The organism is Bacteroidota bacterium (assembly GCA_038746285.1).
In the GTDB taxonomy this organism is placed as follows: domain Bacteria; phylum Bacteroidota; class Rhodothermia; order Rhodothermales; family JANQRZ01; genus JANQRZ01.
Genome location: JBCDKT010000054.1, coordinates 1 through 26,626 on the forward strand (window position 1 = coordinate 1; position 26,626 = coordinate 26,626).

General features: G+C 67.7%; 25 protein-coding genes and 1 pseudogene. 3 read left to right on the forward strand and 23 right to left on the reverse strand.

The annotated features are described in order from the left end of the window. Positions 1 to 136 precede the first annotated feature (136 nt). From AAGI91_14570 to AAGI91_14630, 13 genes are all read right to left on the reverse strand, one after another. Positions 137 to 394, reverse strand: coding sequence for a DUF2442 domain-containing protein (locus tag AAGI91_14570; GenBank protein MEM1043838.1), 258 nt, complete (start codon positions 392 to 394; stop codon positions 137 to 139). 291 nt (positions 395 to 685) lie between these two features. Further along, entirely contained in the window at positions 686 to 1,930 is a 1,245-nt protein-coding gene (locus AAGI91_14575; GenBank protein MEM1043839.1) for a pitrilysin family protein, read from the reverse strand. 104 nt (positions 1,931 to 2,034) lie between these two features. Beyond that, entirely contained in the window at positions 2,035 to 4,314 is a 2,280-nt protein-coding gene (locus tag AAGI91_14580) for a polyribonucleotide nucleotidyltransferase (protein MEM1043840.1), read from the reverse strand. A gap of 284 nt (positions 4,315 to 4,598) precedes the next feature. Beyond that, positions 4,599 to 4,865, reverse strand: coding sequence for a 30S ribosomal protein S15 (gene rpsO, locus AAGI91_14585; GenBank protein ID MEM1043841.1), 267 nt, complete (start codon positions 4,863 to 4,865; stop codon positions 4,599 to 4,601). Between the two features lie 138 nt (positions 4,866 to 5,003). Beyond that, entirely contained in the window at positions 5,004 to 5,255 is a 252-nt protein-coding gene (locus tag AAGI91_14590) for a type II toxin-antitoxin system HicA family toxin (protein MEM1043842.1), read from the reverse strand. Beyond that, entirely contained in the window at positions 5,255 to 5,485 is a 231-nt protein-coding gene (locus tag AAGI91_14595) for a type II toxin-antitoxin system HicB family antitoxin (GenBank protein MEM1043843.1), read from the reverse strand. The genes AAGI91_14590 and AAGI91_14595 overlap by 1 nt, the downstream gene beginning before the upstream one ends. 60 nt (positions 5,486 to 5,545) lie before the next feature. Further along, complete coding sequence (locus AAGI91_14600) at positions 5,546 to 7,291, reverse strand: T9SS type A sorting domain-containing protein (protein ID MEM1043844.1); 1,746 nt, start codon at positions 7,289 to 7,291, stop codon at positions 5,546 to 5,548. Positions 7,292 to 7,347: 56 nt separating this feature from the next. Beyond that, positions 7,348 to 8,274 carry a bifunctional riboflavin kinase/FAD synthetase gene (locus tag AAGI91_14605; protein MEM1043845.1) on the reverse strand — a complete coding sequence of 309 codons (927 nt, stop codon included), beginning with the start codon at positions 8,272 to 8,274 and terminating at the stop codon, positions 7,348 to 7,350. Between the two features lie 43 nt (positions 8,275 to 8,317). Continuing rightward, positions 8,318 to 9,046, reverse strand: coding sequence for a tRNA pseudouridine(55) synthase TruB (truB, locus tag AAGI91_14610; protein MEM1043846.1), 729 nt, complete (start codon positions 9,044 to 9,046; stop codon positions 8,318 to 8,320). After that, the gene (gene rbfA, locus AAGI91_14615) at positions 9,036 to 9,449 is read right to left on the reverse strand and encodes a 30S ribosome-binding factor RbfA (protein ID MEM1043847.1); all 414 of its coding nucleotides are present in this window, start codon (positions 9,447 to 9,449) and stop codon (positions 9,036 to 9,038) included. The genes truB and rbfA overlap by 11 nt, the downstream gene beginning before the upstream one ends. Before the next feature lie 76 nt (positions 9,450 to 9,525). Continuing rightward, positions 9,526 to 12,249, reverse strand: coding sequence for a translation initiation factor IF-2 (infB, locus tag AAGI91_14620; GenBank protein MEM1043848.1), 2,724 nt, complete (start codon positions 12,247 to 12,249; stop codon positions 9,526 to 9,528). A gap of 110 nt (positions 12,250 to 12,359) precedes the next feature. Beyond that, entirely contained in the window at positions 12,360 to 13,856 is a 1,497-nt protein-coding gene (gene nusA, locus AAGI91_14625; GenBank protein ID MEM1043849.1) for a transcription termination factor NusA, read from the reverse strand. A gap of 41 nt (positions 13,857 to 13,897) precedes the next feature. Then, positions 13,898 to 14,404 carry a ribosome maturation factor RimP gene (locus AAGI91_14630; protein MEM1043850.1) on the reverse strand — a complete coding sequence of 169 codons (507 nt, stop codon included), beginning with the start codon at positions 14,402 to 14,404 and terminating at the stop codon, positions 13,898 to 13,900. Between the two features lie 381 nt (positions 14,405 to 14,785). Here AAGI91_14630 and AAGI91_14635 point away from each other — a divergent pair, with 381 nt between their 5' ends. Beyond that, the gene (locus tag AAGI91_14635; protein ID MEM1043851.1) at positions 14,786 to 15,436 is read left to right on the forward strand and encodes a DsbA family oxidoreductase; all 651 of its coding nucleotides are present in this window, start codon (positions 14,786 to 14,788) and stop codon (positions 15,434 to 15,436) included. Here the strand turns inward: AAGI91_14635 and nadB are convergent. The 5 genes from nadB to AAGI91_14660 form a co-directional block, all read right to left on the reverse strand. Continuing rightward, on the reverse strand, positions 15,403 to 17,037 hold the full coding sequence (nadB, locus tag AAGI91_14640) for an L-aspartate oxidase (GenBank protein MEM1043852.1): 1,635 nt from the start codon (positions 17,035 to 17,037) through the stop codon (positions 15,403 to 15,405). The two genes, AAGI91_14635 and nadB, sit on opposite strands and share 34 nt — an antisense overlap. Continuing rightward, a complete protein-coding gene (locus tag AAGI91_14645; GenBank protein MEM1043853.1) occupies positions 17,037 to 17,423 on the reverse strand; it encodes a hypothetical protein in 387 nt (128 codons plus the stop codon). Before AAGI91_14645 ends, nadB begins: the two co-directional genes overlap by 1 nt. Positions 17,424 to 17,491: 68 nt before the next feature. Next, positions 17,492 to 17,869, reverse strand: coding sequence for a hypothetical protein (locus tag AAGI91_14650; GenBank protein MEM1043854.1), 378 nt, complete (start codon positions 17,867 to 17,869; stop codon positions 17,492 to 17,494). A gap of 5 nt (positions 17,870 to 17,874) precedes the next feature. Further along, a protein-coding gene (gene prfB, locus AAGI91_14655; GenBank protein MEM1043855.1) for a peptide chain release factor 2 occupies positions 17,875 to 18,982 on the reverse strand; the annotation gives its coding sequence in 2 pieces (ribosomal slippage) (positions 17,875 to 18,933 and positions 18,935 to 18,982; 1,107 coding nt in all). 123 nt (positions 18,983 to 19,105) lie between these two features. After that, the gene (locus tag AAGI91_14660; GenBank protein ID MEM1043856.1) at positions 19,106 to 20,194 is read right to left on the reverse strand and encodes a PorV/PorQ family protein; all 1,089 of its coding nucleotides are present in this window, start codon (positions 20,192 to 20,194) and stop codon (positions 19,106 to 19,108) included. A 222-nt stretch (positions 20,195 to 20,416) separates the two neighbouring features. Between AAGI91_14660 and AAGI91_14665 the strand changes: the two genes are divergently transcribed. Further along, positions 20,417 to 20,620, forward strand: a complete 204-nt coding sequence (locus tag AAGI91_14665; GenBank protein ID MEM1043857.1) for a hypothetical protein — start codon at positions 20,417 to 20,419, stop codon at positions 20,618 to 20,620. On the opposite strand, the gene rsmB is transcribed toward AAGI91_14665, so the two are convergent. The 4 genes and pseudogenes from rsmB to AAGI91_14685 all read right to left on the reverse strand — a co-directional run bounded on the left by rsmB (position 20,617) and on the right by AAGI91_14685 (position 24,018). Then, a complete protein-coding gene (gene rsmB / locus AAGI91_14670) occupies positions 20,617 to 21,963 on the reverse strand; it encodes a 16S rRNA (cytosine(967)-C(5))-methyltransferase RsmB (GenBank protein MEM1043858.1) in 1,347 nt (448 codons plus the stop codon). The two genes, AAGI91_14665 and rsmB, sit on opposite strands and share 4 nt — an antisense overlap. 299 nt (positions 21,964 to 22,262) lie before the next feature. Next, entirely contained in the window at positions 22,263 to 22,682 is a 420-nt protein-coding gene (locus AAGI91_14675; protein ID MEM1043859.1) for a hypothetical protein, read from the reverse strand. A gap of 37 nt (positions 22,683 to 22,719) precedes the next feature. Beyond that, the gene (locus AAGI91_14680) at positions 22,720 to 23,160 is read right to left on the reverse strand and encodes a hypothetical protein (GenBank protein MEM1043860.1); all 441 of its coding nucleotides are present in this window, start codon (positions 23,158 to 23,160) and stop codon (positions 22,720 to 22,722) included. Positions 23,161 to 23,178: 18 nt separating this feature from the next. Beyond that, positions 23,179 to 24,018 (reverse strand): annotated as a pseudogene (locus tag AAGI91_14685) (FAD-dependent oxidoreductase). Positions 24,019 to 24,338: 320 nt separating this feature from the next. Here AAGI91_14685 and AAGI91_14690 point away from each other — a divergent pair. Beyond that, positions 24,339 to 25,502, forward strand: coding sequence for a glutamate--cysteine ligase (locus tag AAGI91_14690; protein ID MEM1043861.1), 1,164 nt, complete (start codon positions 24,339 to 24,341; stop codon positions 25,500 to 25,502). Positions 25,503 to 25,686: 184 nt separating this feature from the next. Here the strand turns inward: AAGI91_14690 and AAGI91_14695 are convergent. Continuing rightward, a partial coding sequence (locus AAGI91_14695; GenBank protein ID MEM1043862.1) for a DUF4397 domain-containing protein occupies positions 25,687 to 26,626 on the reverse strand: 940 nt, incomplete at its 5' end.

Genomic DNA, 26,626 nt, shown 5'->3' on the forward strand with positions numbered 1-26,626 from the left:
AATCCACGCCACGATGGCACCGCGTGCCGACGCTGCATGGATTCCCGATCTGGGTCGGGAATGACTCGGTTTCGGGGCTTGTGACATCAGAACGGCGTTTCTGCGCTGTCTGAGGAGGTCAAGTTGCTAACAGGCTCTAGTCGTGGACGCCTTCGGCCAGCGGCACAGATTCGGCGTAGAGCGAGTCGTAGGCGAGGTCGCGCTCGCCGGGCCACTCCAGCGAGCCGTAGACGACCTTCACCTGCTGAAACAACGCGAAGTCAGCGAGCGGTGCGAAGACTGGCGTGTCGAGATACGGCTTGAAGTCGAGTACTCGGCGCTCCCCGTTCTCGAAGGTGAGCGTGAGGGTATGGTCACGGCGCGCTTCGGCGTGCTCGATGTGGGAAACAAACATGTCAGAGAATGACCAGTCCAGCGGTAAGTGCCATGAGACCAATCACAGCAATACCTGCTGCCCCGAACCAGATGTGAGTGTCCCACCATCGCTCATGATCATCCTTTTGCTCCCACGCGCTAAAATGGTATGTGCGTGGGTATTCGCGCGCGTCCGAAACTCGTGACGTACGCGCCGTCCACCACTGCTTTATCTCAGCACGGTCTGTCCAGAGAATCTTCGTGCTCAGAGATAGGCACGCAACGCCAGCAATGATGAGAAAAAAGGCGCTCACTGAGCAGATAGTATAGCCTATGCTTCGGGTAAGATAGCTACCGTGGACAATCGGTCTGGTGCGAAGAGTTCGGCGGCGAGGGCCTGCATCTCCTCGGCGGTGACGGCGTCGATCGAGGCGATGACTTCGTCGAGCGTGAAGTAGCGCTCGAAGGCGAGCTCGATCCGGCCGAGGCGCATCATGCGGTTGCTCATGCTCTCCAGGCCTAGCATGAGCGAGCCTTTGAGCTGGTTCTTGGCCTGGCCGAGCGCGCGCGGGCTGACCGGCCGCTGGGCGAGCTTGTCTAGCTCCCGCCCAATCAGCTTCCGCGACCGCTCGACCTTCCCGGCGTCAGTGCCCATGTACACCCCGAAGTCGCCCGTGTCGGAGATCATGTTGGCGAAGGAGTAGATGTTGTAGCAGTAGCCGTACTTCTCGCGGATGTTCTGGCTCAGCCGGCTGCTCATTCCCCCGCCGAGGACGGTGTTGAGGGTCGTCAGCACCGTCCGGCGCGGGTCGTCGAGGCCGAGGGCGCGGGCGCCGATGACGAGGTGCGCTTGCTGGATCGGACGCCGCTCGACGTGTTCGACCGCGTCGTAGCCGTTGACGGCCAAGCGCTCGACCGGCTGCGGGGCGCGCTCGATCTCCGCCGTCAGCTTCTCCACGCGCCGCACCAGCTTGTCGTGGTCGACGTTGCCCGCGACGGCGACGACGAGCCGGTTCGGGGCGTACTTCGCGTCGATGTAGCCGAGGAGCCGGTCGCGCGTGAACGAGCGCACGGTCTCGGGCACGCCGAGGACGGGCCGCCCGAGCGCGTGGTGCGGGTACATCGCCGCCTCGTAGTGGTCGAAGACGTGGTCCTCCGGCGCGTCCTCGTACATCTTCATCTCCTCGACGACGACCTCCTTCTCCTTCTCTAGCTCGCGCTCCGGCAGCGTCGGGCTGACGACGAGGTCGAGCACCACGTCGAGCGCCCGGTCGAGGTGCTCGTCGAGGCCGCGGGCGTAGTAGCAGGTGTACTCCTTCGAGGTGAACGCGTTGAGGTAGCCGCCGACGGACTCCATCCGCTGCGCGATGTGGTGCGCGCGGCGGCGGCGCGTCCCCTTGAAGACCATGTGCTCGATGAAGTGCGCCATCCCGTTCTCCTCCGGCACCTCGTCGCGGCTCCCGGCGGCGATCCACGCGCCGACGGCGACGGACCGCACTGAGGGGATGTGCTCGCTGACGACGCGGATGCCGGACGCGAGCGTGGTCTTCTGGAAACGTGGGGTTGTATCAGTCATCTCTACAAGAAAGGAAGCGCGGAAGAAGGTAAGAGCGGAAGAGGGCAGGCTCGACGAATCGGCCTGCCCTGCTTCCGCTCGTTCGGTCTTCCGTTCGTACGTGCTTAGTTCCGTCGGTCGCCCCGGTTGCCGCCGCGGCCGCGGCCGCCGCCCCGGCTGCCGCCGCGCCGGTCGCCGTTGCTCCGGCTCCGCTCGCGGCGCTCGCGCATGGCGGCCCGCTCCTCCTCGGTCGGCTCCGGCAGGAACGGCTTGCGGCTGAAGCGCAGCTTGCCGTCGTCGCGGACCTCGATGAGCTGGACCTTGACCTTGTCGCCGACCTGCATCACGTCCTCAGGGTTCTCGACGTAGCCGTGGGCCATCTCGGAGACGTGGAGCATCCCCTCCTTGCCCGGCAGCACTTCGAGGATCGCGCCGAAGCCGAGCATCTTGCGCACGGTGCCCTCGTACTCCTCGCCGACCTCGGGGACGGTCACCATGCCGCGCACGATCTCGATCGCGGCGTCGGCGTCGGCCTGGTTCTCGGCGGCGATCGTGACGAAGCCCTTGCCGTCGCGCTCGTCGATGTCCACCTTCGTGTTGGTGTCGGCCTGGAGCGCCTTGATGTTCTTGCCGCCCGGCCCGATGAGCGCCCCGATGAAGTCGGTGTCGATCACGAGCTGGAAGAGGCGCGGCGCGGAGGCTGCGATCTCGCCGCGGGCTTCGCCGATGGTCTTCTCCATCTCGTCGAGGATGTGGAGCCGCCCGGCGCGGGCCTGGTCGAGCGCCTGCTTCATCGTCTCCTTGGCGAGGCCGTCGATCTTGATGTCCATCTGGCAGGCCGTGATCCCGTCGCGGGTACCGGTCAGCTTGAAGTCCATGTCGCCGAGGTGATCCTCGGTCCCGAGGATGTCGGAGAGGATCGCGATCCGGTCGCCGGCCTTGATCATGCCCATCGCGATGCCCGCGACCGGCTTCTTGATCGGCACGCCGCCGGCCATGAGCGCCATCGAGCCGGAGCAGACGCTGCCCATCGACGAGGAGCCGTTGGACTCCAGCACGTCGCAGATCAGGCGGATCGTGTAGGGGAACTCGTCCTCGCTCGGGAGCATCGGCGCGAGCGCGCGCTCGGCGAGCATCCCGTGCCCGATCTCGCGGCGGCCCGGCCCCCGGAGGAAGCGCGCCTCGCCGACCGAGAACGGCGGGAAGTTGTAGTGGAGGTAGAACCGCTTGTCGGTCTGGTCGAAGAGCTGGTCCACGCCCTGGACGTCGCGCCCGGAGCCGAGCGTCATCTGGGCGAGCACCTGGGTCTCGCCGCGCGTGAAGATGGCCGAGCCGTGGACGCGCGGGAGGTAGTCGATCTCGGTCCAGATGTCGCGGACCTCGTCGAGGCGGCGCCCGTCGATGCGGCGGCCCTCGCTGAGGATCATGTCGCGCATCACGTCGCTCTGGACGGTGGCAAACGCGTTCTTGATGTCGGAGTCGGACACCGCCGGCGTGGTCTCGACGCCGACCGCTCCGAGCGCGTCGCCCACGACGCTGTCCTGAACTTCGGCGACGACGGCCTTCTTGATCTCGCTCAGGCCGCCGTAGAGACTCTTCTTGTCGTAGGGCTGGCGGAGGTGGGCCTCGATCCGCTCCGACGCGATCCCACGCACCTTCTCGACGAGCTCGTCGTCGGCCATGACGGTCTCGTACTCCATCGCCTCGATCGCCTCGCGCTGCTGCTCGAAGTCGCGGCGGAGGTCGTGCTGGGCGCGGCAGAGGCGCTTGATGACCTCGTGCCCGAAGTCGAGCGCGGCGAGCATGTCGTCCTCGCTCGCCTCGTCCATCTCGCCCTCGACCATCACGATGGCGTCTTCCTTGCCCGCGACCACGAGGTCGAAGTCGCCCTGCTCGCGCTCCTCCTTCGTCGGGTTGATGATCCACTCGCCGCCGACGCGGCCGACGCGGACGTGCGCCGTCGGGCCGTCGAACGGGCCGCCGGTGAGGTTCAGCGCGGCCGAGGCGCCGAGGCCGGCGATCACGTCGGCGTCGACTTCGGGGTCGGCCGAGAGGACGAAGCAGAGGGCCTGGACCTCGTTGCGGAAGCCGTCCGGGAAGAGCGGGCGGATCGTACGGTCGATGAGGCGCGAGGTGAGCGTCTCCTTGTCCGAGGGGCGGCCTTCGCGCTTGAGGAAGCCGCCGGGGAACTTGCCGCCGGCCGAGAAGCGCTCGCGGTAGTCGACGGTGAGCGGGAAGAAGTGCTGGCCCTCGCGGGCGTTCTTGTCGATGACAGCGGTGCAGAGCACCATCGTGTCGCCCTGGCGGACGACGACGGAGCCGCCCGCCTGCTTGGCGAGGCGGCCAGTCTCAAGCGTGATAGTTTTGCCGTGACCGATGTCGACGGTCTGGGTAATGGCGTTCATGGCGTTGGGGTTACGGTGCCGCCCGTACTCTCGGACTCGGCCTCACGCTCGTCCCCGTAAAAACCAGGGCGTCGAAAATCAGCTTTCAGGGGTCCGCGCCGGAGCGGTTGGGCGTGGGGGACGGACTGCTGAAGACTGACTGCCGACGGTCCTCGGCGGACCGAGGAAGCGAAAGGTGCCGAGCCGCAGCCCGGTTGGCGGATGAAGGGCGACCGGCCCGAGTGGCCGCCGCCCCTTAGAAACGACGGCAGCGACTCCCGCCGTGGGTGTCGCTGCCTGGGGGTTTACTTGCGGATGCCGAGCTTGGCGATCACGGCGCGGTAGCGCTCGATATCGCGGTCGGCGAGGTAGTCGAGCAGCCGGCGGCGCTTGCCGACGAGCTTCAGGAGGCCGCGCCGCGAGGCGTGGTCCTTCTTGTGCGTCTTGAGGTGGCCGGTGAGGTCGTTGATGCGCTGGGTGAAGATGGCGATCTGGACCTCGGTGGTGCCGGTGTCGGCGTCGCTTGCGCCGTGCTCGGAAATGAGTTCCTGCTTGCGTTCTTTGGTGATCATCGAGAGGGTTCCTCCGGGTGCCTCTTTAGATATTCCATGCTAAAGGAGCGGACGCTCGGTGCAGCCGAGCGCTTGCTATCAGAGAAAAATACGCGCCTGCCATGCTCCTTCTCACGAAGTCTAGGCCAAGAGTTGCTGCTAGCGTCGACGGGCACGCCGGTAGGCTTCGAGGAACTCGTCGCGGGCGATTCCACTCTGGCGCAGAATCGCCCGCAACGTCGAACTCTTGATCGTGCGGTGGTTCGGCAGCGTCAGCGGCGTCCGCGTCTCATCGGTCTCCTCCCGGAGCATCGAGATGTGGTTGCCCTCCCGCACCACGGTGAACCCTAGCGCTTCGAGTGCCGCGAGCACACGCCGCAGCGGAGCGTCGCGGGGAAAACGCTCCGACATCAGGTTGCGACGGTGGCTTCGGCAACGAACACTTCGAGCACCGGCTCGTCGCCGCCGTCAAGCACTTCCGGTCCAAACGTCTCGACGTGGAACGCAACCGCGCTCCGCGCATCAGCGAGGGCCTCTTCGTACGTGTCGCCCTGCCCGACGACGACGCCTTTGAGTCTGATGGGGTACGCGACATACCCATCGGCGTGCTTTTCTACAATGATCTTGATCAGCTTCGTCATCAGAAGTATTGGTTTCGCGTTACAACTCGCTGCGAGGCCCGAAGGTTGCCCGGCGCAGCTCTACCGCAGCATCGTCACCCGCTGCGTGAGTACCTCATCGCCCACCCCCATCCGCACGACGTATGTGCCCGCCGCGAGTTCAGCCTGAGCAAGCTGCGTTTCGTGCCGCCCCGCTGGCTGCACTGCATCAACGAGCACCGTCACCTCACGTCCGAGCACATCGTATACAGCTACCCGCACTCGCGAAGACACTGGCACCGTGTACCGGACGGTGAGCGAAGACGAAGTAGGATTGGGATAGGCTACCCAGCTGAGATCTTCCGACGCAGTGCTCTCTTCCTCGTTCGGTACTGCCTTGCATGGATTTGTGAGCACAACTTCGGGTGAGGTGCACACCCCTGAGGGATCGTTCTCAGAGACATCAATGATTTGTTCAACACCGCTGAACTCGGGTGGGTCGCCGGAAATCAGGCCTGCAAGCCCGCAGGAACACATACTCAGCGATTCGTTGGCGACGATGTCGAGGTCTATGCCGACGGAGGTGATATTCTCCAGGCCCGCCAACGACTCCAGTGCCGCATTGAAACTAACCTCGAGGTCAAAACCGACGGAGGTGATATTCCTCAGACCCGCCAGTGACTCTAGCATGGCATTGCGGCGGATGCGGAGGTCTCCACCGACGGAGGTAACATTCTCCAGACTCTCTAATGACCTCAGCATCGCGTTATCGCGGATAACGAGGAATCCACCGACGGAGGCGATATTTTCTAAGCTTGCCAGCGATTCTAGCATGTCGTTGTCGTTGATATCGAGACTTCCGACAGAGGTGATGCTCTCAAGACTCGCCAACGACTCTAACGCCACATTGCTGTGAATGCGGAGGGCTCTGCCGACGGAGGCGATGTTCTCCAAGCCTGTTAATGACCCCAGCATGTCGTTGGAGCTAATATCGAGGTCTCCACCGACGGAGGTGAGACTCTCCAAGCCCGTCAACGACTTCAGCCTGTCGTTGTCGTCAACGTCGAGACCTCCGAGGGAAGTGAGACTCTCCAGGCTCGCTAATGACCCCAGCATCGCGTTGCCGCGGATGAGAAGGATTTCACCGACGGAAGCGACATCCTCCAAGCCCACTAGCGACTCTAACCTATCGTTGAAGGTGATATTGAGGTCTCCACCAACGAAGATGATATTATCCAAGCCTGCCAACGACCCCAGCATATCGTTGAAGAAGATGCTGAGGTCTCCACCGATGGAGGTGAGGCCTTCTAAACCCATCAGCGACCCCAGTCTATCGTTGTCAGAAATGCTAAGGCCTCCGACGGAGGTGAGACCCTCTAGGCCTGCCAACGAACCCAGCATTTTGTTATCGGTAATGGCCAAATCTCTACCGACGGAAACGAGGCCCTCTATACCTGCCAGTGACTTCAGCGTATCGTTGAAGAAGATGCTGAGGTTTCTACCAACGGAGGTGAGGCCTTCTAAACCCACCAGCGACCCCAGCCTGTCGTTGTCGGAAACGCTAAGACGTCCGACGGAGGTGAGACCCTCTAAGCCTGTCAACGACCCCAGCCTATCGTTGTTGGTGATGAGGAGGATCCCACCGACAGAAGTGAGTTCAGAGAGCGGAGTGAGATCGGTGATATCGTCTCCTGTTATAGAAAGATCGTCCGTGACCTCACTACAGGCGAACTCATCGACCTCTGCCTGAGACCGGAGTGTGATGCTACCGCTACAAACCTGTGCACGCACCGGCGTAGCGGCGAGGTAAAGAAGTAGACTGAGAGTGCAAATAAGAGAAGATCGCATAGCAGAAAATAGAGGGAGTTTAGGAAGGTGAGTGTACCGGCGTACCGTTTGCATCGCTACCCTAACATGGCGCGGCTGCGCTGCTCATCCTCCTGAAGCTGAGCGACGAGCGACTCCGGCCCGTCGAACTTCGCCTCGTCGCGAATGCGGGCGGCGGAGGTGACATCGAGCGTGTCGCCGTAGAGGTCGCCCGCGAAGTCGAACAGGTAGACCTCGACGCTGACGGCCCCGTCAGCTTCAAAGGTCGGGCGGCGGCCGACGTTCATCATGCCGCCGTACGTCTGGCCGCCGGTCTCGACGCGGACGGCGTAGACGCCGAGTTTGGGGACGAGCTTACGCTTGCCTCGGACGCGAAGGTTGGCCGTCGGGTAGCCGATCGTCCGGCCCCGCGCCCGGCCGCGGACGACGGTGCCGGTGAGCGCGTACGGGCGCCCGAGGAGGTCCGCGGCGGTCGCCACGTCGCCGGCGTCGGCGAGGAGCTTGCGGATGCGGGACGACGAGACCGTGGCCTCGTGGACGAGCTGCTCGGGGATCACGTCCACGCTGAAGCCGTGCCGCGCGCCGAGCGCTTCGAGCGTCTCGCGGCTCCCGGCCCGGTTGCGCCCGAACCGGTGGTCGTACCCGATCACGGCCTCGCGCAGCCCGACGGTCTCGATCAGGATGTCCTCGACGTAGGGGTCGGGTTCGAGGTTCGAGAGGTCGCGCGTGAACGGGAGGACGACGAACCGGTCAATGCCGAACGATTCGAGCAGGTCGGCGCGCTCGTCGAGCGTGGTCAGGAGCGGGACCTGCTCGCCGAGGACGACCTCGCGCGGGTGCGGGTCGAACGAGACGACGACGCTCTGCCCGTCCACCTTCGCGGCGCGCTCGCGGAGGTAGGCGAGGATCGCCTGGTGCCCCCGGTGGACCCCGTCGAACGTACCGACGGTCAGCACGGAGCGGTCGTCGCGGGTGATCTCGTCGAGGCCGAACTGTCGTTTCATTGGGGCGAGTTTAATCGCGGTAGGGGTTTGATTAATCAAACCCCTACGGTGCTTGGTGCCTGGTCCCATGCATCGCGTCGAGCGTCCACGCCTCGTCCACGCGGAACGGGCCGATCGCTGTCCGCCGCAGCGCCGCGAGGTGCGCGCCGACACCGAGCACCTGCCCGAGGTCGTGGGCGAGCGTGCGGACGTAGGTCCCCTTCGAGCACTCGACGACGAAGTTCACGTCATCCCCCTGTCGCTCCGTGAGGTCGAACCGGTAGACCGTGACCGGTCGGGCGACGCGCTCGACGGTTTGGCCGCGGCGCGCCTTTTTGTAGAGCCGCTCCCCGTCCACCTTCACTGCCGAGTACATCGGCGGGCGCTGCTTGGTCTCGCCGAGAAATGCCTGCCGGGCCGCGTCGAGGTCGGCGTCGGTGACACCTGACGCGTCGCGGGTCTCGGCGACCTCGCCCTCGGCGTCGTAGGTCTCGGTGGTCTGGCCGAGGCGAATTGTGCCGGTGTAGGTCTTGGGCAGGCCCATGAAGTGGTCCTGGAGGCGCGTCGCGGCGCGCCCGACGAGGCAAATCAGCAGGCCCGTGGCGGCAGGGTCGAGCGTGCCTGCGTGGCCGATCTTCTTGGTCCCGAGCAGCGGACGCAGCCGCCGGATCACCCCAAACGACGAGATGCCGCTAGGCTTGTCGACAAGCAGAATCGCAGCGTCTCCTGGCTCAGGCAGCGGGTCTGCCGTCGTGACGATGGGCGGCGTCTCCACCTTGGCCTCAGCCGTCACGCTCCCATCCCTCGGCGTCCGGCGTGTCCGCCCCGTCGGCTGTTTCTTCGCCTCGCTCGGCGCGAATACGGTCGAAGAGCTCTTCCATCCGGGCGGCCGGCTGCTGCGTCTCGTCGAGGAAGAACCGGAGCTCGGGGATCTTGCGGACCTGGTGGCGGATGCGCTGCGCGAGCGCGTGCCGGACCTGGGGCGCGAGGTCCTCGACGCGGCGGAACGCGATCTGCCGGCGGCCCTCTTCCTCGCCGAGCACGCTTAGGTAGACGTAGGCGATGCCGAGGTCGTTGGTCACGCGAACGTTCGTGACGGTGACGAGCGCCTGGGAGGCTTCGTGGAACTCACCCCCGAGGAGTTCGGCGACTTCGCGCTGGACCATGCGGCTGAGCCGCTCGGTGCGGATGGACATGGGAACGTCGAGTTACGAGCGTCGAGTGTCGAATGGGAGACACACTCGCAACTCGACACTTGACGCTCGACAATGGCTAGATTTGAAGGGTGCGCTGCTCTTCGAAGACCTCGTACGCCTCGATCTGGTCGCCGACCTTGATGTCGTTGAAGTTCTGGATCGAGAGGCCGCACTCGTAGCCGCTGGTGACCTCGCGGGCGTCGTCCTTGAAGCGCTTGAGCGACGAGAGCACGCCCTCATAGACCACGACGCCCTCGCGGACGAGCCGGACCTTGTCGTTGCGGTTGACCTTGCCTTCGAGCACGTAGCAGCCGGCGACGGTCCCGACGCGTGGGATCTTGAACGTCTCGCGGACCTCGAGCATCCCGAGCGTCTTCTCTTTCTCCTCGGGCTGGAGGAGGCCTTCGAGCGCATCGCGCACGTCCTCGATGGCGTCGTAGATGACCGAGTAGAGGCGGATGTCGATCTCCTCGCGCTCGGCGGTCTGGCGGACGCCGGCCATCGGGCGGACCTGGAAGCCGAAGATGATGGCGTCCGAGGCCGCGGCAAGCATCACGTCGGTCTCGGTGATCGCCCCGACGCCGGAGTGGATGATGCTGACGGCGACCTCGTCGTTCGAGATCTTGAGGAGGGCGTCCGAGATGGCCTCGACCGAGCCGGCCACGTCGCCCTTGATGATGAGGTTGAGGTAACTCAGCTCGCCGAGAGCCATGCGGCGGCTGAGGTCGTCGAGCGAGACGTGCTTGCGCTTGCGCATGTTCTGCTCGCGCTGGATCTGCTGGCGCTTCTGGGCGATGTCGCGCGCCTCGCGCTCGTCCTCCATCACGATGAAGCGGTCGCCCACGTCGGGCGCGCTGGAGAAGCCGAGGATCTGCACCGGCACCGACGGCCCGGCCTGGTCGACCCGCTCGTCGCGCTCGTTGAACATCGCCCGAACGCGGCCCGAGTTGGTCCCGGCCACGAACGCGTCGCCGACCTCCATCGTCCCGGTCTCGACGAGGATCGTGGCGACGATGCCGCGCCCCTTGTCGAGCCGGCTCTCGATGACCGAGCCGACGGCGTAGCGGTCCGGGTTGGCCTGGAGCTCCATCAGCTCCGACTCGATGAGGACCTTTTCGAGGAGTTCGGGGATGCCCAGGCCGGTCTTGGCCGAGACGAACTCCGCCTGGACCGCGCCGCCGTACTGCTCGACGAGGACGTTCTCCTCGGCGAGCTGCTGCATGATCCGGTCGGCGTTGGCCTCCTCGCGGTCCATCTTGTTGACGGCGACCACGATCGGGACGCCGGCGGCCTTCGAGTGGTTGATGGCCTCCTTCGTCTGCGGCATCACCTGGTCGTCGGCGGCGACGACGAGGATGACGAGGTCGGTGACCTGGGCACCACGCGCGCGCATCGCGGTGAATGCCTCGTGGCCCGGGGTGTCGAGGAAGGTCAGCGGGCGGCCGTCGTCGGTCTCGACGGTGTAGGCCCCGATGTGCTGCGTGATGCCGCCGGCCTCGCCCGAGGCGACGCTCGCCTCGCGGATGTAGTCCAGGAGCGAAGTCTTGCCGTGGTCGACGTGGCCCATGATGGTCACGACGGGCGGGCGGCCTTCGAGGTCTTCGGGGTCGTCCTCGTCGATCTCGATGTCGTCAAGCCCGACCTCAGTGACGAACTCGACCTCGAAGCCGTACTCGTCGGCGATGAGGGTGATGGCGTCGGCGTCGAGGCGCTGGTTGATGGAGACCATCATGCCGAGGTTGAACCCGGTCTGGATGACGTCGGTGACGGGGACGTCCATCATGCCGGCCAGCTCGCCGGTCGAGATGAACTCGAGGAGGCGGAGCTGGCTCTCCTGCTCGCGCAGCTCCTCCATCTCGCGCTCGCGCATCTCGGCGCGCTCCTCGCGGCGGGCGCGGCGGCGCTTCTGGCGGGTGCGGCCGGAGCCCTGGGCGAGCTGCTGGAGCGTCTCCTGCACCGTCGAGGCGGCCTCGGCCTTGTCGACCTTCCCCTTCTTCTTGCGCTTGCCGCGCTTGCTGCGGCCGCCGGCGTCGTCGGCGGCGGCGTCGCTGACGGCCTCCGTCGTCTTGCGCTTGCGCTTGCGGCGGCGGCCCGATTCGAGGCCCGACAGGTCGATCTTGCCGACGACTTTGGTGCCGCTCAGTTCGTAGCGGTCGCCCCGGATGGTGTCTTCGTCTTCGCCGTCTTCGTCCTCGGCTGACGCATCGGGCTCCGCCGTGGCCTCGGCGACCGGCTCGGCGTCGGCCGGCTCGGGCTCCGCAGCCTCGGCGACGGGCCCGGCCTCGGCCGCTTCCGGCTCAGACTCGGCTTCGACGACCGGCTCGGCCTCGGCGACGGGTTCCTCAGCGGCCTCAAGCTCGATGACCGGCTCGGCCTCGGCGACAGGCTCTTCGGCGACCGGTTCCGCTTCGGGCTCCGGTGCTTCTTCGGGCTCGGCTGCTTCCGGCTCGGGCTCGGCGACTTCCGGCTCGGCGACGGCTTCCACCTCGGGCACCTCGTCGGTCGGGGCGGAGTCGCCGGAGGCGATGGGCTCGTCGGCTGCCGTCTCCTCCTCGGCCTCGCGGCGCGAGCGGAGCGCCGAGACGCGGGCCCGGGCGTCCATGTCCTCAGCGAATACGGCCTTGAGGGCGTCGTACATCTCCGGCGGGAGCTTGGCGTTGATGTCGCCTTGCTCGAGCTTCGCATCCATCTCGAAGCCGCTCTCCTGCAGCGTCTCCACGAGCGTGTCGGCGGACACGTTGAACTCGCGGAGCGCCTTGAACAGGCGAACGGGCTTCTTTGTGGGGGAGTCAGTCGGCATACAGGGAGGTTCGGGGGCGGTGGCGGGACCGCGGGTAGGCTAGCTAGATCAACGCGGGGGCGTGCAGGTTCCCCGGCTCAGGTCGTCGGTTGATAAAATACGGCATGCGGCTACTCCGTTCGCTCGGCTTCGGCCTCTTCCGAGGCCCCGGCCTCGACGAGGTCGGCGTCCGCGTCGGCCGGCGGCGCTTCGCCGGTCGGAGCCTCGGTTTCGTCGGCTGCCTCGTCGGTCTCGGTCCCGGCTTCGGCGGCTGGTTCCTCCGCTGCGGTCTCGGCCGCGCTGGCGGGTTCGCCCGCGGCGTTCGGCTCCTCCGCCGTGACCTCGGCCGCAACCTCGGTCTCGGAGGGCGGCTCGTCGGCCTCCTCGTCGGCGAACTCGGCGTTCATCAGCAGGAGGATCTTCTCGGTCTGCTCCTCGGTGAGGCCGGAGCGCCGGGCGAGTTCGGGGGCCGAGAGTTCGAGGACGGCCTTGGCCGTGTCGCAGCCGATGTTCTTGAGCTGCTCGATCACGTCGGGCGGCAGCACGTCGCGGAACTCTTCGATCTCGACGTCCTCCTCGTCCTCGGCGATGTCGCGGTACACGTCGATCTCGTAGCCGGTGATGCGGCTGGCGAGGCGGATGTTCTGGCCGCCGCGGCCGATGGCGAGCGAGACCTCCTCGGAGGGCACCGTCACGCGGGCGCGCGGCGGGTCGAGCTCGTCGTTGAACTCGACCGCGACCGGCTTGGCCGGGGCGAGCGAGCGCTTGGCGAACTCGATCTTGTCCTCGGTCCACGGGATCACGTCGATGTTCTCGTTCGAGAGCTCGCGCACGACGGCGTGGATGCGGCTGCCCTTGACGCCGACGCAGGCCCCGACGGGGTCCACGCGGTCGTCGTAGCTGACGACGGCGACCTTCGCCCGGTCGCCCGGCTCGCGCTCAACGCGCTTGATCTCGACGATGCCGTCGTAGATCTCGGGGACCTCGAGCTCGAACAGGCGCTCGATGAAGACGGGCGCGGTCCGGCTGATCTTGACCTGGGGCGCGTTGCCCGTCTCGCGCTCGACCTCGTGGACGACAGCGCGGAGCATGTCGCCCTTGCGGTAGCGGTCCTTGTAGATCTGCCCCTCGCGCGGGAGTAGGAGTTCGGTCTTGTTGTGGAGCACGAGCACCTCGCGGCGGCGCATCTGGTAGACCTCGCCGACGACGATCTCGCCGACGAGCTCCGAGTACTCCTTGTAGATGTTGTCCTTCTCGATGTCGCGGATGCGCTGGCGGAAGGTCTGGAGCGCCATCTGGATCGTCCGCCGCCCGAAGTCCTCGATCTGGATCGTCGAGGCGACCTCGTCCTCGACCTCGTAGTCGTCCTCGATGGCGAGGGCGTCGGAGAGTTCGATCTGCGTGACCGGGTCCTCGACGTCCATGTCCTGGACGACCTCCTGGATGTGGATGATCTGGATGTCGCCGTTGTCGGGGTTGAAGATGATCTCAAAGCTGTCGTCGGCCCCGTAGCGCTTGCGGATCATCGAGCGGAACACGTCCTCCAGGATGAGCTGCAGCGTGTCGCGGTCTACGTCCTTCTCGCGCGCGATCTCGGCGAAGGCAGAAACAAGTTCGGTGCTTTGCATGACGGTCGGGAGTCAAAAGTCGGGGGTCGGGCGCGGAGGGTCTACCAGGGAAGTTGTACGCGGGCGTCGGTCACGTCGGCAAATGGGATTTCTGTGCTGCTGCCATCTCCTGCTTCGATGGTGATGGACTGCGGCCCGACGCCGACGAGGGCACCGAGAGCATTAGCCTCTTCCCCATCAACCGCGTAGCGGACGGCGAGCGTGCGACCATAGTGCTGCGGGTACTGGCGCAGCAGGCGGAGGGGGCTGTCGGCACCGGGCGAGGAGACGTTGAGGTGGTACTTGCCGCGGACCAGGTCCTCGGTGTCGAGCAGGAACGCAAGGCTCCGTGAGACGCGCGCGAGGTCGTCGGTGCCGATCCCGGCGTCGCCGTCGACGAACACTTCGATGATGCGCGAGCCTTTCTGGCCGCGCACCTGGACCTCAACCACGTAGAACCCCGCGTCCTCGGCGATCTCGTCGGCGAGGGCGCGCAGGCGCGAGCGCAGATCGGCGTTCTCGGCCTGCGCGGCGGCAACGTGGGGTTGGACCGGTGGGTTGTGAGGCATGGATACGGAAAACGCCCGTTTCTGCAACGCCAGGCGCAGAAGTACCGGGCGTCCGAACAGGCGTCTACGAACGGTTCGTAAACAGAAAATGGCGGCACGCGGCCCCCTCTGCTCGCAGCGCGAGATCGCCCCGCTCCCACGCCGTGCGGGGGCACACGGCCGTGTGGGGGGCGGCTGGAATATACGGGCGCGGCCCATGCGGCTCCAAACGCGAAGCCGGCCAGGTCAACCCTGCCCCCGGGCCCAGGTTTCGGCGCGCAGATGCGTTCGGCGTGAAGGTAGGCGAAGCCATGCAGTGCGCCAGCAGAGAGCGGACCCGAACGCGTGCTGCGTTGTATCCACGCGCACCCCTAGCCCGCCAGAGACAACCTCTCGCTTGCCATGACGATCGACGTATTTGCCGACATCGCGTGCCCATGGTGCTACCTCGGGGAGCGACGCCTCTTCGCCACCCTCGCCGAGCGCCCCGACCTCGACGCGACCGTCCGGTGGCGGCCGTTTCAGCTTCAGCTGCAGCTCCCGCCGAGCGGGCTGCCGTGGAGGCCCTTCGCCGAGCAAAAGTTCGGGTCGTGGGCGCAGGCGCAGGCCGGTTTCCGTCACCTGGAGCGGGCCGCCGAGGACGACGGGGTCACGTTCGACTTCGAGGGCATCGCGACGGCCGCGAACACGGCCGACGCACACCGGCTCATTCTTTTCGCCCGCCAGCACAACCGGGAGTGGGCGATGGCGTTGTCGCTGTTCGAGGGCTACTTCGCCGAGGGCCGGGACCTGAACGACGCGGACACGTTGCGCGCGCTCGCCGAGCGGGCAGACCTCGACGGCGAGGAGGCCGCTGCCTACCTCGCGTCGAAGGCCGGGCGCGATGCTGTCGCCGAGAGCCAGCGCGCCGCGCAGCAGGCCGGTATCACGGGCGTCCCCTTCACCGTCTTCGACGGCCGCCTCGCCCTCTCGGGCGCGCAGCCTGCCGAAGTCTTCGCCCGGGCGCTCAACGAGGCTCGTCAGCCTGCGACCTCCTCCCGCTCGAACGCGTAGCCGAGGACCGTGTCGTGGCGCTCGGAGGCATCGCGCGCGGGGTGGTCGGCCATGTAGTGCAGGCCCCGGCTCTCGGTCCGCTGCATCGCCGAGCGGACGATGAGGTGGGCGACGGCGACGAGGTTGCGGACCTCGCACAGCCCACTTGAGACGGTCGCGCGCTCGTAGAAATCCTCGGTCTCCTCGTAGAGCATCCCGACGCGCCGCCACGCTCGCGAGAGGCGCAGCTTCGAGCGGACGATCCCGACGTAGGCGCTCATCACCTGGCGCACCTCGCGCCGGTTCTGCGCGACGAGCACCCACTCGTTCGGCTCGTCCGTCCCGCTCTCGTCCCACTCCGGCACGTCGGCGTAGGCCGCTTCGGCCGCGTAGGCGAGGGCCGGTTCGAGGGCGCGCTCGGCGTAGACGAGCGCTTCGAGGAGGGAGTTCGAGGCGAGGCGGTTGGCCCCGTGGAGGCCCGAGCACGTCACCTCGCCGCAGGCGAAGAGGCCGCCGATGCTGGTCCGCGCCCGCTGGTCCACGACGACCCCGCCGCAGAGGTAGTGCGCCGCCGGGACGACGGGAATCGGCTCGGCGGTCATGTCGATCCCGAACCGCTCGCGGAGGGTCTCGGCGATGTTGGGAAAGTGGCCGAGGATGTCGGCCGCCGGCTTGTGCGAGATGTCGAGCCAGACGAAGTCCTCGCCGCGCTTCTTGAGCTGGTCGTCGATGGCGCGGGCCACGACGTCGCGCGGGGCGAGCTCGGCGCGGTCGTCGTAGGCGGGCATGAAGCGCTCGCCGGCCTGGTTGCGGAGGATGCCGCCGTCGCCGCGCACGGCCTCGGTGATGAGAAAGCTCCGGCCTCCGAACTGCTCGCCGGAGCCGAAGAGGCTCGTCGGGTGGAACTGGATGAACTCCATGTTGGCGATCCGCGCTTTCGCCCGGTAGGCCATCGCCACGCCGTCGCCGGTGGCGACCGCCGGGTTCGTCGTGTGGAGGTAGGCCTGGCCGGCCCCGCCGGCGGCGAGCAGCGTCGCCTTCGCGAGCAGCGTCCGCACCTCACCGGTCTCCTCGTTGAGCACATAGGCTCCGAAGCAGTGGAGGTCCGGCCAGACCTCGGAGACGCGCTGCCCGAGGTGGTGCTCGGTGAGAAGGTCGACGGCGAAGTGGTACTCCAGGAGGTCGATGCCCGCGTGCTCGCGGACGCGGGCCAAGAGCGCGCGCTCGACCTCGCGCCCGGTCATGTCGGCGGCGTGGACGATGCGGTGGGCCGAGTGCCCGCCCTCGCGCCCGAGGTGGAGGTCGCCGCTGGCCGCCCGGTCGAAGGCCGCCCCCACGCGCATCAGCTCACGGACCCGCTCCGGGCCCTCGGTGACGACGAGGCGCACGACGTCCTCGTCGCACAGCCCAGCCCCCGCCACGAGCGTGTCTTGGACGTGGTCCTCGACCGAGTCCGCCGGGTCCATCACGGCCGCGATCCCGCCCTGGGCGTAGTTCGTGTTCGACTCCGCCGACTCCTTCTTGGTGACGACGGCGACGGTGCCGTGCGCGGCGGCGCGGAGGGCGAACGACAGGCCGGCCACGCCGCTGCCTATCACGAGGAAGTCGTAGCGTTCGGTCATCAGTTTCTCGTAATCACGCAGCGTCCGTTGATGAGTTCGAGCAGAGGTGGCGGGGGGATCGGCCGCGTGCGCGGCCTCGGCGGGATGCAGGCATCCCGGTACTCGGCGAGGATCTCTCTGTATACCGCCGCGAGTTCCTCGACGTGCCATTCGTCCGTCTGCCACGTCGAGTACACGATGCGCCCGTCGCCGAGGCCGAGGATGCGGCACCACTCGACCCTGCCCGCACGCGGGTCGGGAATCTGCTGCTCGATCTCGGCGCGAAGGTCACGCAGTGTCTCTTTGTAGTGCGCCTCGTCGCAGAGCAGCCCCTCGTCTCCGGCCGTCGGGGGGTCCGGCTGCGCGACGGCCTCGCCCGCAGCGAGACCGCACAGTACGAGCAGCACGGCGGAGCACGCATGCCACCGACTGCGGAGTTTTAGCACGCCAGCGTACTTTTCCATCGGTCTCAGGCTTAAAACGGCGCGGCGACGCAGCGGCCGCCCACGAGCGCCACATCGGGTTCGGTCACGAAGCCGCAGTCAGAGGCGAGTTCGCACGCTTGGTTGCGCGCATCGCCCACTCGGCGGTGCTCTGCTGCGAGGCCCTCGACACGCTCTGGGTCGGACATCTCTATCGAATAGACGAGGTACTCTTCAGGACCCCCGCATGCCTTGTCGCCGACAGGCACCGCCCGGCACGCCGCCTCGCTCGACGCTTGAGCTTCGCCGATCTCGGCCTCGAGTCGGGCATCCAGCCGGTCGAGCTGGTCGGTGAGGTCGTCGCAGTCATCGCCAAAGAGCGAGCATCCGGCGAGGAGCAGGGCTGCGAGGGTGAGCGCTGGGTGCGTCATCTTTCCTACTCCTGGCCGAGTCCTTCCTGGAGAAGATAGGCCTTGATGAACGGTTCGAGCTCGCCGTCCATGACGCCCTGCACGTCGGTAATCTTGATTTCGGTGCGGTGGTCGTTGACCATCGTGTAGGGCTGGAAGACGTAGGAGCGGATTTGGCTCCCCCACTCGATCTTTTTCTTGCCCGCTTCTTGCGCGTTCTTCGCCGCCTCCTGGATCTCGCGCTCCAGTTGGTAGATGCGGCTCTTGACCATTTGCAGCGCCCGGTCACGGTTCTGGAGCTGGCTCCGCTGCTCGGTGCTCTCGGCGACGACGCGGGCGTCCTCGCCGTTCGAGAGCTGACCGGTCCAGATGTAGCGCGCGCCGGTCTCGACCTTGTTGACGTTCTGCCCGCCCTTGCCGCCGGAGCGGAAGGTCTGCAGCTCCAGCTCGTCGGGCTTGACCTCGACCTCGATCGAGTCGTCGATTTCGGGGTAGACGAAGACGCTCGTGAACGAGGTGTGGCGCCGGCCGGAGGAGTCGAACGGCGAGATGCGGACGAGGCGGTGGACGCCGTTTTCAGCCTTGAGGTAGCCGTAAGCGAAGCGGCCCGCGACGCGGAGCGAGGCGCTCTTGATGCCGGCCCCTTCGCCGGGCTGGTACTCGACCATCTCCGGCTTATAGCCTTCGCGCTCGGCCCAGCGGGTGTACATGCGGAGGAGCATCTCGCCCCAGTCCTGGGCCTCGGTCCCGCCCGCGCCGGGGTGGATCGTGAGGATCGCGTCGCGGTGGTCGTCCGCCCCGGCGAGCATGCCGCGCAGTTCGAGCGCGTCGAGCGCCCGGGCGAGCTTCGCTTCCTCGCGCTCGATCTCGCCCGAGAGGTCGGCGTCCGGCTCCTCGGCCTGCATCTCGCCGAGGGTCTCGATGTCCTCCTGCATCGCCACAAGGCGGTCGTAGGCCTCGACCCACTCCTTCTCAGCGGCGATGTCTTGCTCGGTCTGCTGCGCCGCCTGGGGGTCGTCCCAGAACGTGGGATCGAGGCGGCGGGCCTTGAGGGATTCTAGCTTCTCGCGTCGCTGGGCGACGTCAAAGATAGCCTCCGAGCGCAGTGACACGCTCTACGAGTTGGGCGTCCATCGGGTGCGAGTGTAAAGGTGTGAAGGGATGAGCGCGTGAGGGGGACAGGTCACGGTAGAAGGTACGCACGCTGGCCGGTTGCATCCCCCACCTTCCCATACGCTCGCACGCCCAACCTCGTCCTCACCGGTTCGTCCGGGCGAAGCGCTCCTGGGCGAAGGTGAGCTTGAGCGAGACCCGGTGCGAGTAGCCCAGCTCCTGCCGGATGCCGCCGAAGTCGCCGAAGCCGTAGTTCACGTCGAACGCGCCGACGTTCAGGCCCGCGCCGACGGTCGGGGTGACTTCGGTGCCGAAGCGCTCGGAGCTCGTCACGTCGGAAATGCCGGCGCGCAGGGCGACGATGTTGCGGAAGGTCAGTTCGGTCCCGAGGCGCGGGTGGAACGACACGTCGCCCGCGTTGAAGGCGTAGGTCCGCTGCCCGTCGAAGGCGAAGTCGAAGTCTAGCCCGGCCGTGAAACCGAGGTCCCGCGTCAGCGGCAGCGCGACGCCCGTCCCGAAGCGCGCCACCGGGAGGACAATCTCGGAGCCGCCGACGGGCGCGTCCTGCCCGAAGACCTCGCTGATGGCGGCCAGTTCCCCGCTGTCCACGCTCCACGACTGCAGCATCCCGGTCACGTCCTGGATGTTGACCCCGAACTGGAACCGCCCGACCCGGTACTGCGCGCCGAGGTCGAGCGAGTAGCCCCACGCGCTGGCGAAGTCGCCGATGCCGCGGCGGACGACCTTCGCCGTGAGGCCGACCGAGAGGTTGGAGCGCATCTGCCGGGCGTAGGAGACGAAGAAGGCGTAGTCGGCCGCGGAGAAGAAGCTGATCGAGTCCGGCACGGGCCGGTCGTTCTGCGCGTCCCAGGCGTTGAGCGTGTTGGCGATGTCGTCGACGCCGGAGCGGAAGAACGAGATGCCGACCGTCGAGCGCGGGTTGATCGGGAAGCTGCCGGCCCCGTAGTCGAACTGCACGATCCCGGCGAAGCGCTCGGCGTGCATGTAGGCGATCTCGGGGTAGACGGTCTGGCTCAGGCCGGCCGGATTCCAGTAGCCCGCCGACACGTCGCCCGCGAGCGCCACGTAGGCCCCGCCCATGCCGAGCGCCCGGCCGCCTACACCACCGGCGAGGAAGTCGGCACCGTACTTCGCCACGCGCTGCGCCTCGGCAGGCGAGGCAGCGAGGAGGAGGGTGAACGCGAGGAGAACGAGCGAGCGAAGAGCAGGCATCAAGCGGGGTCGGTTGCGAACGGGGGCCTGTGGTGCGAACGGGGCCCCGTAAGATGGCAAAAACGAGGCCGGAGGGCAAGCCCTTTGTGCGGCTCCTCTCCTCAACGTCTCGCGGCCTCAACTATTTCACTCCTACCCCTAACCGGGGGCCTGTGACCCCACGCCGCGCGCTTCTGCGTTCCCCTACCGAATCCTCTCTCCTCACACCAGACCCTACCTACCATGGCCCTCTCCCCCGACACCCCCGCCGCGCGCGGCCACGACTCCCGCGAGCGCGACCGTGCCCGCCAAGCCTACCCCGACGCCTATGCCGAAGGCGCGGCTGCCTTCCACAGCGGTGCCCCGCTCTCGGCGAATCCGTACCCTCAGAACTCCGGCGAGCACGCCGCCTGGCGCTTCGGTTACACGGACGCGCAGAAGGCCTAGCCCGCAGTGCGCCGCAGCCGGGCGGCAAAGGCCCCGTCGGTGCCGTGGCGCTGCGGCAGCGCAGCGTAGGTGCCGGCCTCGGTGACGAACGCGCGCGGTACCAGCCCGTCGGCGCGCTCCAGTGCGAAGCCGGGGTGCCGGGCGAGAAAAGCAGCGACGCGGTCCTCGTTCTCCTCCGGCTCGGTGGTGCAGGTGCTGTAGACCAGCAGCCCCCCGGGCCGGACGAGTGCAGCCGCGGCGTCCAGGAGTTCGTCCTGCAACGCGGCGAGGTCGGCGAGGGCGTCCGGCGCACGCCGCCAGCGGAGGTCGGCGCGCTTGGCGAGCACGCCCAGCCCGGAGCACGGCGCGTCAAGCAGCACGCGGTCGCCCGCAGGTGCGCCGGAGCGAGCTGCGAGGTCGCGCAGGTCGGCGGCCTCGACCTCGACCGAGGTCAGCCCGTGCGCCGACGCGGCCGTGCGGATACGGTTCGCTTTGCCCGCGTGGAGGTCGAAGGCCCGAACGCGCCCGGCGTCGCTCATGCGGAGGGCCGCGTAGAGCGCCTTGCCGCCCGGGGCGGCGGCGAGGTCTAGGACTGTATCGCCCGGCTGCGGATCGAGCACGCGGACGACAAGCGCTGCGGCCTCGTCCTGCACCGCCACGGTGCCACCGGTGAACAGCCCGGCGCGGAGGACCGGTTGCAGCCGGTCTACGGTTACGAAATCGTCCAGGTAGCGCGAGGGCGAGGCGTCTACGCCGAGGGCGCTGAGCCGCTCCCGGATCTGGTCCACGTCCGTACGCCGCGTGTTCACCCGGAGCGCGTAGCGCGGGCGGGCGTTGTTCTGCGCAAGGAGCGCCTCGGTCTCCGCGTCGCCGTAGCGCTCCAGCCAGCGCCGGACCATCCAGGTCGGGTGCGAGTGGCGAATGGCGAGGTCGCGCGCCGGGCGGCCCGTGTCCGGCATCGGCAGCCGGTCGCGCGCACGGAGAGCAGCGCGAAGCACGGCGTTGACGAGCCCCCCCGCCTTCGGCCGGACCTCGCGCTTGGCCAGCTCCACCGCCTCGTGGACGGCGGCGTGTGGCGGGGTGTCGAGGAAGAGCAGATCGTACAGGCCGATGCGGAGGATCTGCCGGAGCACGGGCTCCATCGCGCCGAGGTCGCCCCGGTAGAACTGCGCGAGGAGGTAGTCCAGCCACCGCCGCCGCCGCGTCACGCCCGCGACGTACTCGACAGCCTGGCGCTCCGCGCGCGCCTCCTCGTCGCTCAGCGTCGCATTTCCGCCGAAGGCATCGGCGTAGGCCCCGCCCTCCTCAATCCGCGCGAGGCGGGCGAGGGCACGGGCGCGAGCAGAGGCAGGCGGCTTCGACACGGAGGCAAGCTGGTTTTTGGAACCGAGGCGGGAGGATACGCGCTGGCTTGGTAGGAATGGGAGAAGCGGGAAGAACGGCTGGATCGGGAGGACAAGGCAGGTTCGCCCGGAGCGCGACAGTGGCGAGTCAGCCCTCGGGCGAGGCACGCCTCGCCCCTACAGATGGGCGCAGAGCGCATGGGTCTTCGAGGCTTCGCTGTTTTCCCCGCTCCCCCCGCGCCTCTTTGCGATACCTGCGGAAAGAATGCGTCCGACCGTGCCGAACAAGATGGTGCCCCCGACCTCAGCGACCGCGCGAGCTAGAAGTTTCGAGAGCGGAAGCCCGTCCTCCAGCCGTAGACCAGCATCCAGAGACTCAGCAGCGACCCAAACCCGGCCAGCCCGCGCGCAACCGCAACGTTGACCCAGGGCGGCACGAACGGGAAGCCTCCCGTCCACCCCTCCGCAGGGGCGAGCAGAGCTGCCCAGGCGGCCACTCCGGCGAGGGCGAGCAGGAGCGCGCTCAGGCTGAGCACGCGCACGACCGGCCAGCGCGGCCCGATCAGCGCCCCGCCGCACGCGGCGAAGACCACACCGCAGAGCCCAAGCACCCATCGCGGTGCCTGGAACGCCTCCGGCTCCGCTGCGAGGGCTCCTGTGGCTACGAGGAGAAGGAAGAGGCCACAGCCGAGGCTCAGCAGCCCGGCCAACGGGTGGTACGAAGGGGGCGTCTGAGCCATGCCCGACGTATCGTCTCTTGGGGCGGCCCCCGTAAGCTCAGGCACGCGCAGCTTTCGCTGCTTCCGAGGCCGCGATGAGCAGGGGATCCACGGCGGGCGCAAGCGGCGGCGTGTAGATTAAGTCGATCTCGTCGCGGATGCGCTCCGCGGTGTAGCCCTCGCGGACGAGCGGGACGAGCGTGTTGACCCGCAGGGCCGCCCCCTCCTGCCCCACACACTCGCCGCCGAGCAGCCGCCCCGAGCCGCGCTCGACGACGAGGCGAACCCAGAGCGGCTTCGCGTTCGGGTAGACTTCCACCCGCGACCAGTGCTTCACCGAGGACGCCACGGCGTCGATCCCTGCGTCGCGGGCTTCGCTGAGCGAAACGCCCGTGCGGGCGACTTCCACGCCGAAGGCGCACACGGCGAGGGCTTGCGTGACCGGGGCGAGCGTTCTGCGCCCGCCTCGCCCCTGCCGCGCTGCATTGCGCGCTGCCACGCGGGCCGACTGCCGAGCGACCGGCGCGAGCGGGAAGTAGACCGGCCGGCCGTCGAGCACGCGGGGCACCTCGATGCAGTCGCCGCAGGCCCAGACGCGCGCGACACTCGTCTGCATCCCGTCGTCGACCGCGAGCGCGCCGGTCTCGCCGAGCTGGACGCCCGCTGCTTCGGCGAGCGACGTCCGGGGCTCGATGCCGACCGCGACGAGCACGAGGTCGCAGCCGATGAGCTCGCCCTTGTCGGTGCGGACAGCGCGGACCCGGCCCGAGCGCCCGGTCTCGAAGCGCGTCGGCACCTCGCCGCGCACGACGACGCCGGCGGCGCGGACAGCCCTGCTGAGCGGACCGACGAGGTCGTCGGAGAGTGTCTTCGGCAGGACGCGCCCCGCCTCGTCGAGGATCGTGACCCGGACGCCGCGGGTCCGCAGCTCGTCGGCCACCTCCAGCCCGATGTAGCCGCCGCCGACGATGGCCGCGTGGCGCACCGGTTCGGCTTCGAGATAGGCCTTGATGGCGAAGGCGTCGCCGAGCGCCCGCAGCGCGAAGACGTTCGGCGCGTCCTCGCCGTCGATCCCGAGGCGCCGAGCCTGCGCCCCGACGGCGAGGATGAACCGGTCGAAGGGCTCCTCGTGTACGCTCCCGAAGTCCAGCGCTTCGACCGTGAGCGAGCGCTCGCGTGGCCGGAGGTGGGTGACGCGGTGCCGGGTCTTGACCGTCGCCCCACGCGTTCGCTCGAAGGCCGAGGGCGTCAGCACCTCCAGCGCCGACGCGTCCTCGATCTGCCCGCCGATGTAGTACGGCATCTCGCACGCCCCGACGGAGATGTGATTGGTCTGCTCGAAGAGCACGACCTCGGCACCGGGGTTGGCGCGCGCGGCTTATGCGGCGGCGGCAGGCCCAGCGGCGAGGCCTCCGATGACGGCAATGCGCATGGCGGAGCGATGGACGGTGAAACGGGCGAACCGTGGACGGGCGGACAGCGGGCCGGGCAGCTATGACGCAGCATCGCCAGCTGCCCTACGCACGTCGTTCCCCGTCTTCTGTTTCACCCTTTTCCGTCTTCCCCTCCCCTGTCTCGACACCCTATGCCAGGGCTCGGGAAGAATTAGAGTTGCGCGCTAGCTCGCTATCCGTTTTCTTATGGCCCAGCGTTCCCATCCATCCGCCGCTCCCGCTCATGTCGCTGACCGCCTCCGAATCCCGCACGCGCATCCCGTTCACTTCCTCGCCGCGCCCGACCATCGGGGTCGAGCTCGAGGTCCAGATTCTGGACCCGGAGACGATGAACCTGACCGCCGGCTCGCTCGACATCCTGGAGCGCGTGGGCACCGATCACCCGAAGATCAAGCAGGAGCTGACCCAGTCCACCGTCGAAGTCATCACCGGCATCTGCGACACTGTGGCCGAGGCGCGGGCCGACCTGGCCGGGACCCTCGAAGAGGTCTACCAGATCGGCGACGACGTGGGGCTCGCCTTCGCGCTCGCCGCGACGCACCCCTTCGCGCAGTGGCGCGATCAGAAGATCTTCCCGAACGACCGCTACCAGATGCTGGTCGACAAGATCCAGTGGCCCGCCCGGCGGCTGCTGATCTACGGGCTCCACGTCCACGTCGGCGTCTCCTCCGGCGAGAAGGCAATCGCGCTCTCGAACGCGCTGACGACCTACATCCCCCACATGCTCGCCGTCTCGGCCTCGTCGCCGTTCACGGACTTCGAGGACACCGGCCTCGCCAGCGCGCGCTCCAAGATCTTCGAGGGGATGCCGACGGCCGGGCTGCCGTTCCGCCTCGCCAACTACGGCGAGTTCCAGGCGTTCATGAACACGCTCATCCGGGCGCGCGCCATCAAGACGATCCGCGAGATCTGGTGGGACATCCGCCCCCACCCAGACTTCGGGACGATCGAGATCCGCGTCTGCGACGTGCCCTCGACGCTGACCGAGGTCTGCGCGCTGACGGCGCTCATCCAGAGCCTCGTCGTCTCGCTCGGCGACGCATACGACAACGGCAACTACGTCAACATCCTGCGCGCCTGGATCGTCCGCGAGAACAAGTGGCGCGCTGTCCGCAACGGCCTCGACGCCGACATCATCACGGACAACCGGGGGGGCCACGCCCCGCTGCGCGACGAGATCAACAGCCTGATCGAGAAGGTCTCGCCCTACGCCGAGGAGCTCGGCTGCCTCGGCGAACTCGGCGCCCTCCAGCCCCTGCTGGGCGAGGGCGCATCCTACGAGCGGCAGCGGCGCGTCCACGAGCAGACCGGCTCGCTCGAAGCGGTCGTGCGCTCCCTCTCGCACGAGATGCGGGCCGACCTCTTCGGCAAACCTGTCGCCGGCTGATCCATACTGCTTCTCCGGGTTCGCAGCACACTGCCGCTGTTGTGGAGGCGTAGCAACACTATGCCCCTACTGCTGCCGGGGTAGAACGCGAGGCAGCATGCACCATCGCTCCGGGCTGAGCCCCAAAAACGAAGGGGCAGGAGGTCGCCCCCCTGCCCCTTCGCGTCCTTCACCATGTTCCGTGCTAGCGGACCACCGTCAGGCGACCGCTCTCCGAGATCGACTCCGTGGGCGTCTCCGCCGTGAGGCGGTAGATGTAGGCCCCGGAGGGCAGCACCGACGCGTCGAGCATGACGCTGCGCGACGCGCCCGCCGCGAGCGACGCTTGCGGGGTCGTCAGCACGCGCCGGCCGAGCACGTCGAACACGCTGACCTGCACGAGTGCGTCCTCAGCCAGGTCAAACTGGACCGTGGCCGTGGTGCTGAGCGGGTTCGGGTAGGTGCCGTCGAGCTTGAACTCGGCCGGGACGCTAGCCCCGTCCTCGTTCGAGACCACGAACGGAGGCAGGAGCGAGGCCGAGCCGTCGGGGAAGACCGCCAGCAGCCCGAAGGCCTCGCCGTCCTGGTCGTTCTCCGGCGACAGGAAGCCCGAGGCCAGCACCGTCAGCGCACCGCCCTCCGCTTCGCTCAGGTCTGCAACGAACGAGGCCACCACGGTCGAGCCGTCAGCCGTCGTCACGTCGAGGATGTACTCCGCTGCCGGGACGCCGATGAAGTCCGTGATGTCACTGTAGGATGCATCATCGACGAGCGTGCCCACGTCGCGGGCCACCACGTCCACCGTCGGCGCGTCCGTCGAGCCGTGCACGACGCTGAACTGAACCTCATCGTCGGCTGTCGACGCTTCCTGCGCGTCGTCGTCAATCAGCAGCGTGAAGCCGATGTCCTCGCCGTCCGGGTTCGCCTCGAACATCGTCGGGTCGAGCACGCCATTCGCGATGATCGAGAACGTCCCGCCCGCGGCGAGTGTGGCCGGGAACGAAGCCAGCCCGTCGGCGGCGCTCTCCGAGTCGCCCGGGGCGACGGTGATCGTCAGCTCCTGCTCGGCCGGCAGGTCGATGAACTCCGTCGCCGTGCGGAAGGCGAGGTCCTCCACGGCCGGGTCGTCGGTCGAGATCTCCTCG

Bases quoted from the DNA above. Each gene is read 5' to 3' on its own strand.
- AAGI91_14570 (MEM1043838.1), bottom strand. From the start codon at position 394: ATGTTTGTTTCCCACATCGAGCACGCCGAAGCGCGCCGTGACCATACC.
- AAGI91_14575 (MEM1043839.1), bottom strand. From the start codon at position 1,930: ATGACTGATACAACCCCACGTTTCCAGAAGACCACGCTCGCGTCCGGC.
- AAGI91_14580 (MEM1043840.1), bottom strand. From the start codon at position 4,314: ATGAACGCCATTACCCAGACCGTCGACATCGGTCACGGCAAAACTATC.
- rpsO (MEM1043841.1), bottom strand. From the start codon at position 4,865: ATGATCACCAAAGAACGCAAGCAGGAACTCATTTCCGAGCACGGCGCA.
- AAGI91_14590 (MEM1043842.1), bottom strand. From the start codon at position 5,255: ATGTCGGAGCGTTTTCCCCGCGACGCTCCGCTGCGGCGTGTGCTCGCG.
- AAGI91_14595 (MEM1043843.1), bottom strand. From the start codon at position 5,485: ATGACGAAGCTGATCAAGATCATTGTAGAAAAGCACGCCGATGGGTAT.
- AAGI91_14600 (MEM1043844.1), bottom strand. From the start codon at position 7,291: ATGCGATCTTCTCTTATTTGCACTCTCAGTCTACTTCTTTACCTCGCC.
- AAGI91_14605 (MEM1043845.1), bottom strand. From the start codon at position 8,274: ATGAAACGACAGTTCGGCCTCGACGAGATCACCCGCGACGACCGCTCC.
- rbfA (MEM1043847.1), bottom strand. From the start codon at position 9,449: ATGTCCATCCGCACCGAGCGGCTCAGCCGCATGGTCCAGCGCGAAGTC.
- infB (MEM1043848.1), bottom strand. From the start codon at position 12,249: ATGCCGACTGACTCCCCCACAAAGAAGCCCGTTCGCCTGTTCAAGGCG.
- nusA (MEM1043849.1), bottom strand. From the start codon at position 13,856: ATGCAAAGCACCGAACTTGTTTCTGCCTTCGCCGAGATCGCGCGCGAG.
- AAGI91_14630 (MEM1043850.1), bottom strand. From the start codon at position 14,404: ATGCCTCACAACCCACCGGTCCAACCCCACGTTGCCGCCGCGCAGGCC.
- AAGI91_14635 (MEM1043851.1), top strand. From the start codon at position 14,786: ATGACGATCGACGTATTTGCCGACATCGCGTGCCCATGGTGCTACCTC.
- nadB (MEM1043852.1), bottom strand. From the start codon at position 17,037: ATGACCGAACGCTACGACTTCCTCGTGATAGGCAGCGGCGTGGCCGGC.
- AAGI91_14650 (MEM1043854.1), bottom strand. From the start codon at position 17,869: ATGACGCACCCAGCGCTCACCCTCGCAGCCCTGCTCCTCGCCGGATGC.
- AAGI91_14660 (MEM1043856.1), bottom strand. From the start codon at position 20,194: ATGCCTGCTCTTCGCTCGCTCGTTCTCCTCGCGTTCACCCTCCTCCTC.
- AAGI91_14665 (MEM1043857.1), top strand. From the start codon at position 20,417: ATGGCCCTCTCCCCCGACACCCCCGCCGCGCGCGGCCACGACTCCCGC.
- AAGI91_14675 (MEM1043859.1), bottom strand. From the start codon at position 22,682: ATGGCTCAGACGCCCCCTTCGTACCACCCGTTGGCCGGGCTGCTGAGC.
- AAGI91_14690 (MEM1043861.1), top strand. From the start codon at position 24,339: ATGTCGCTGACCGCCTCCGAATCCCGCACGCGCATCCCGTTCACTTCC.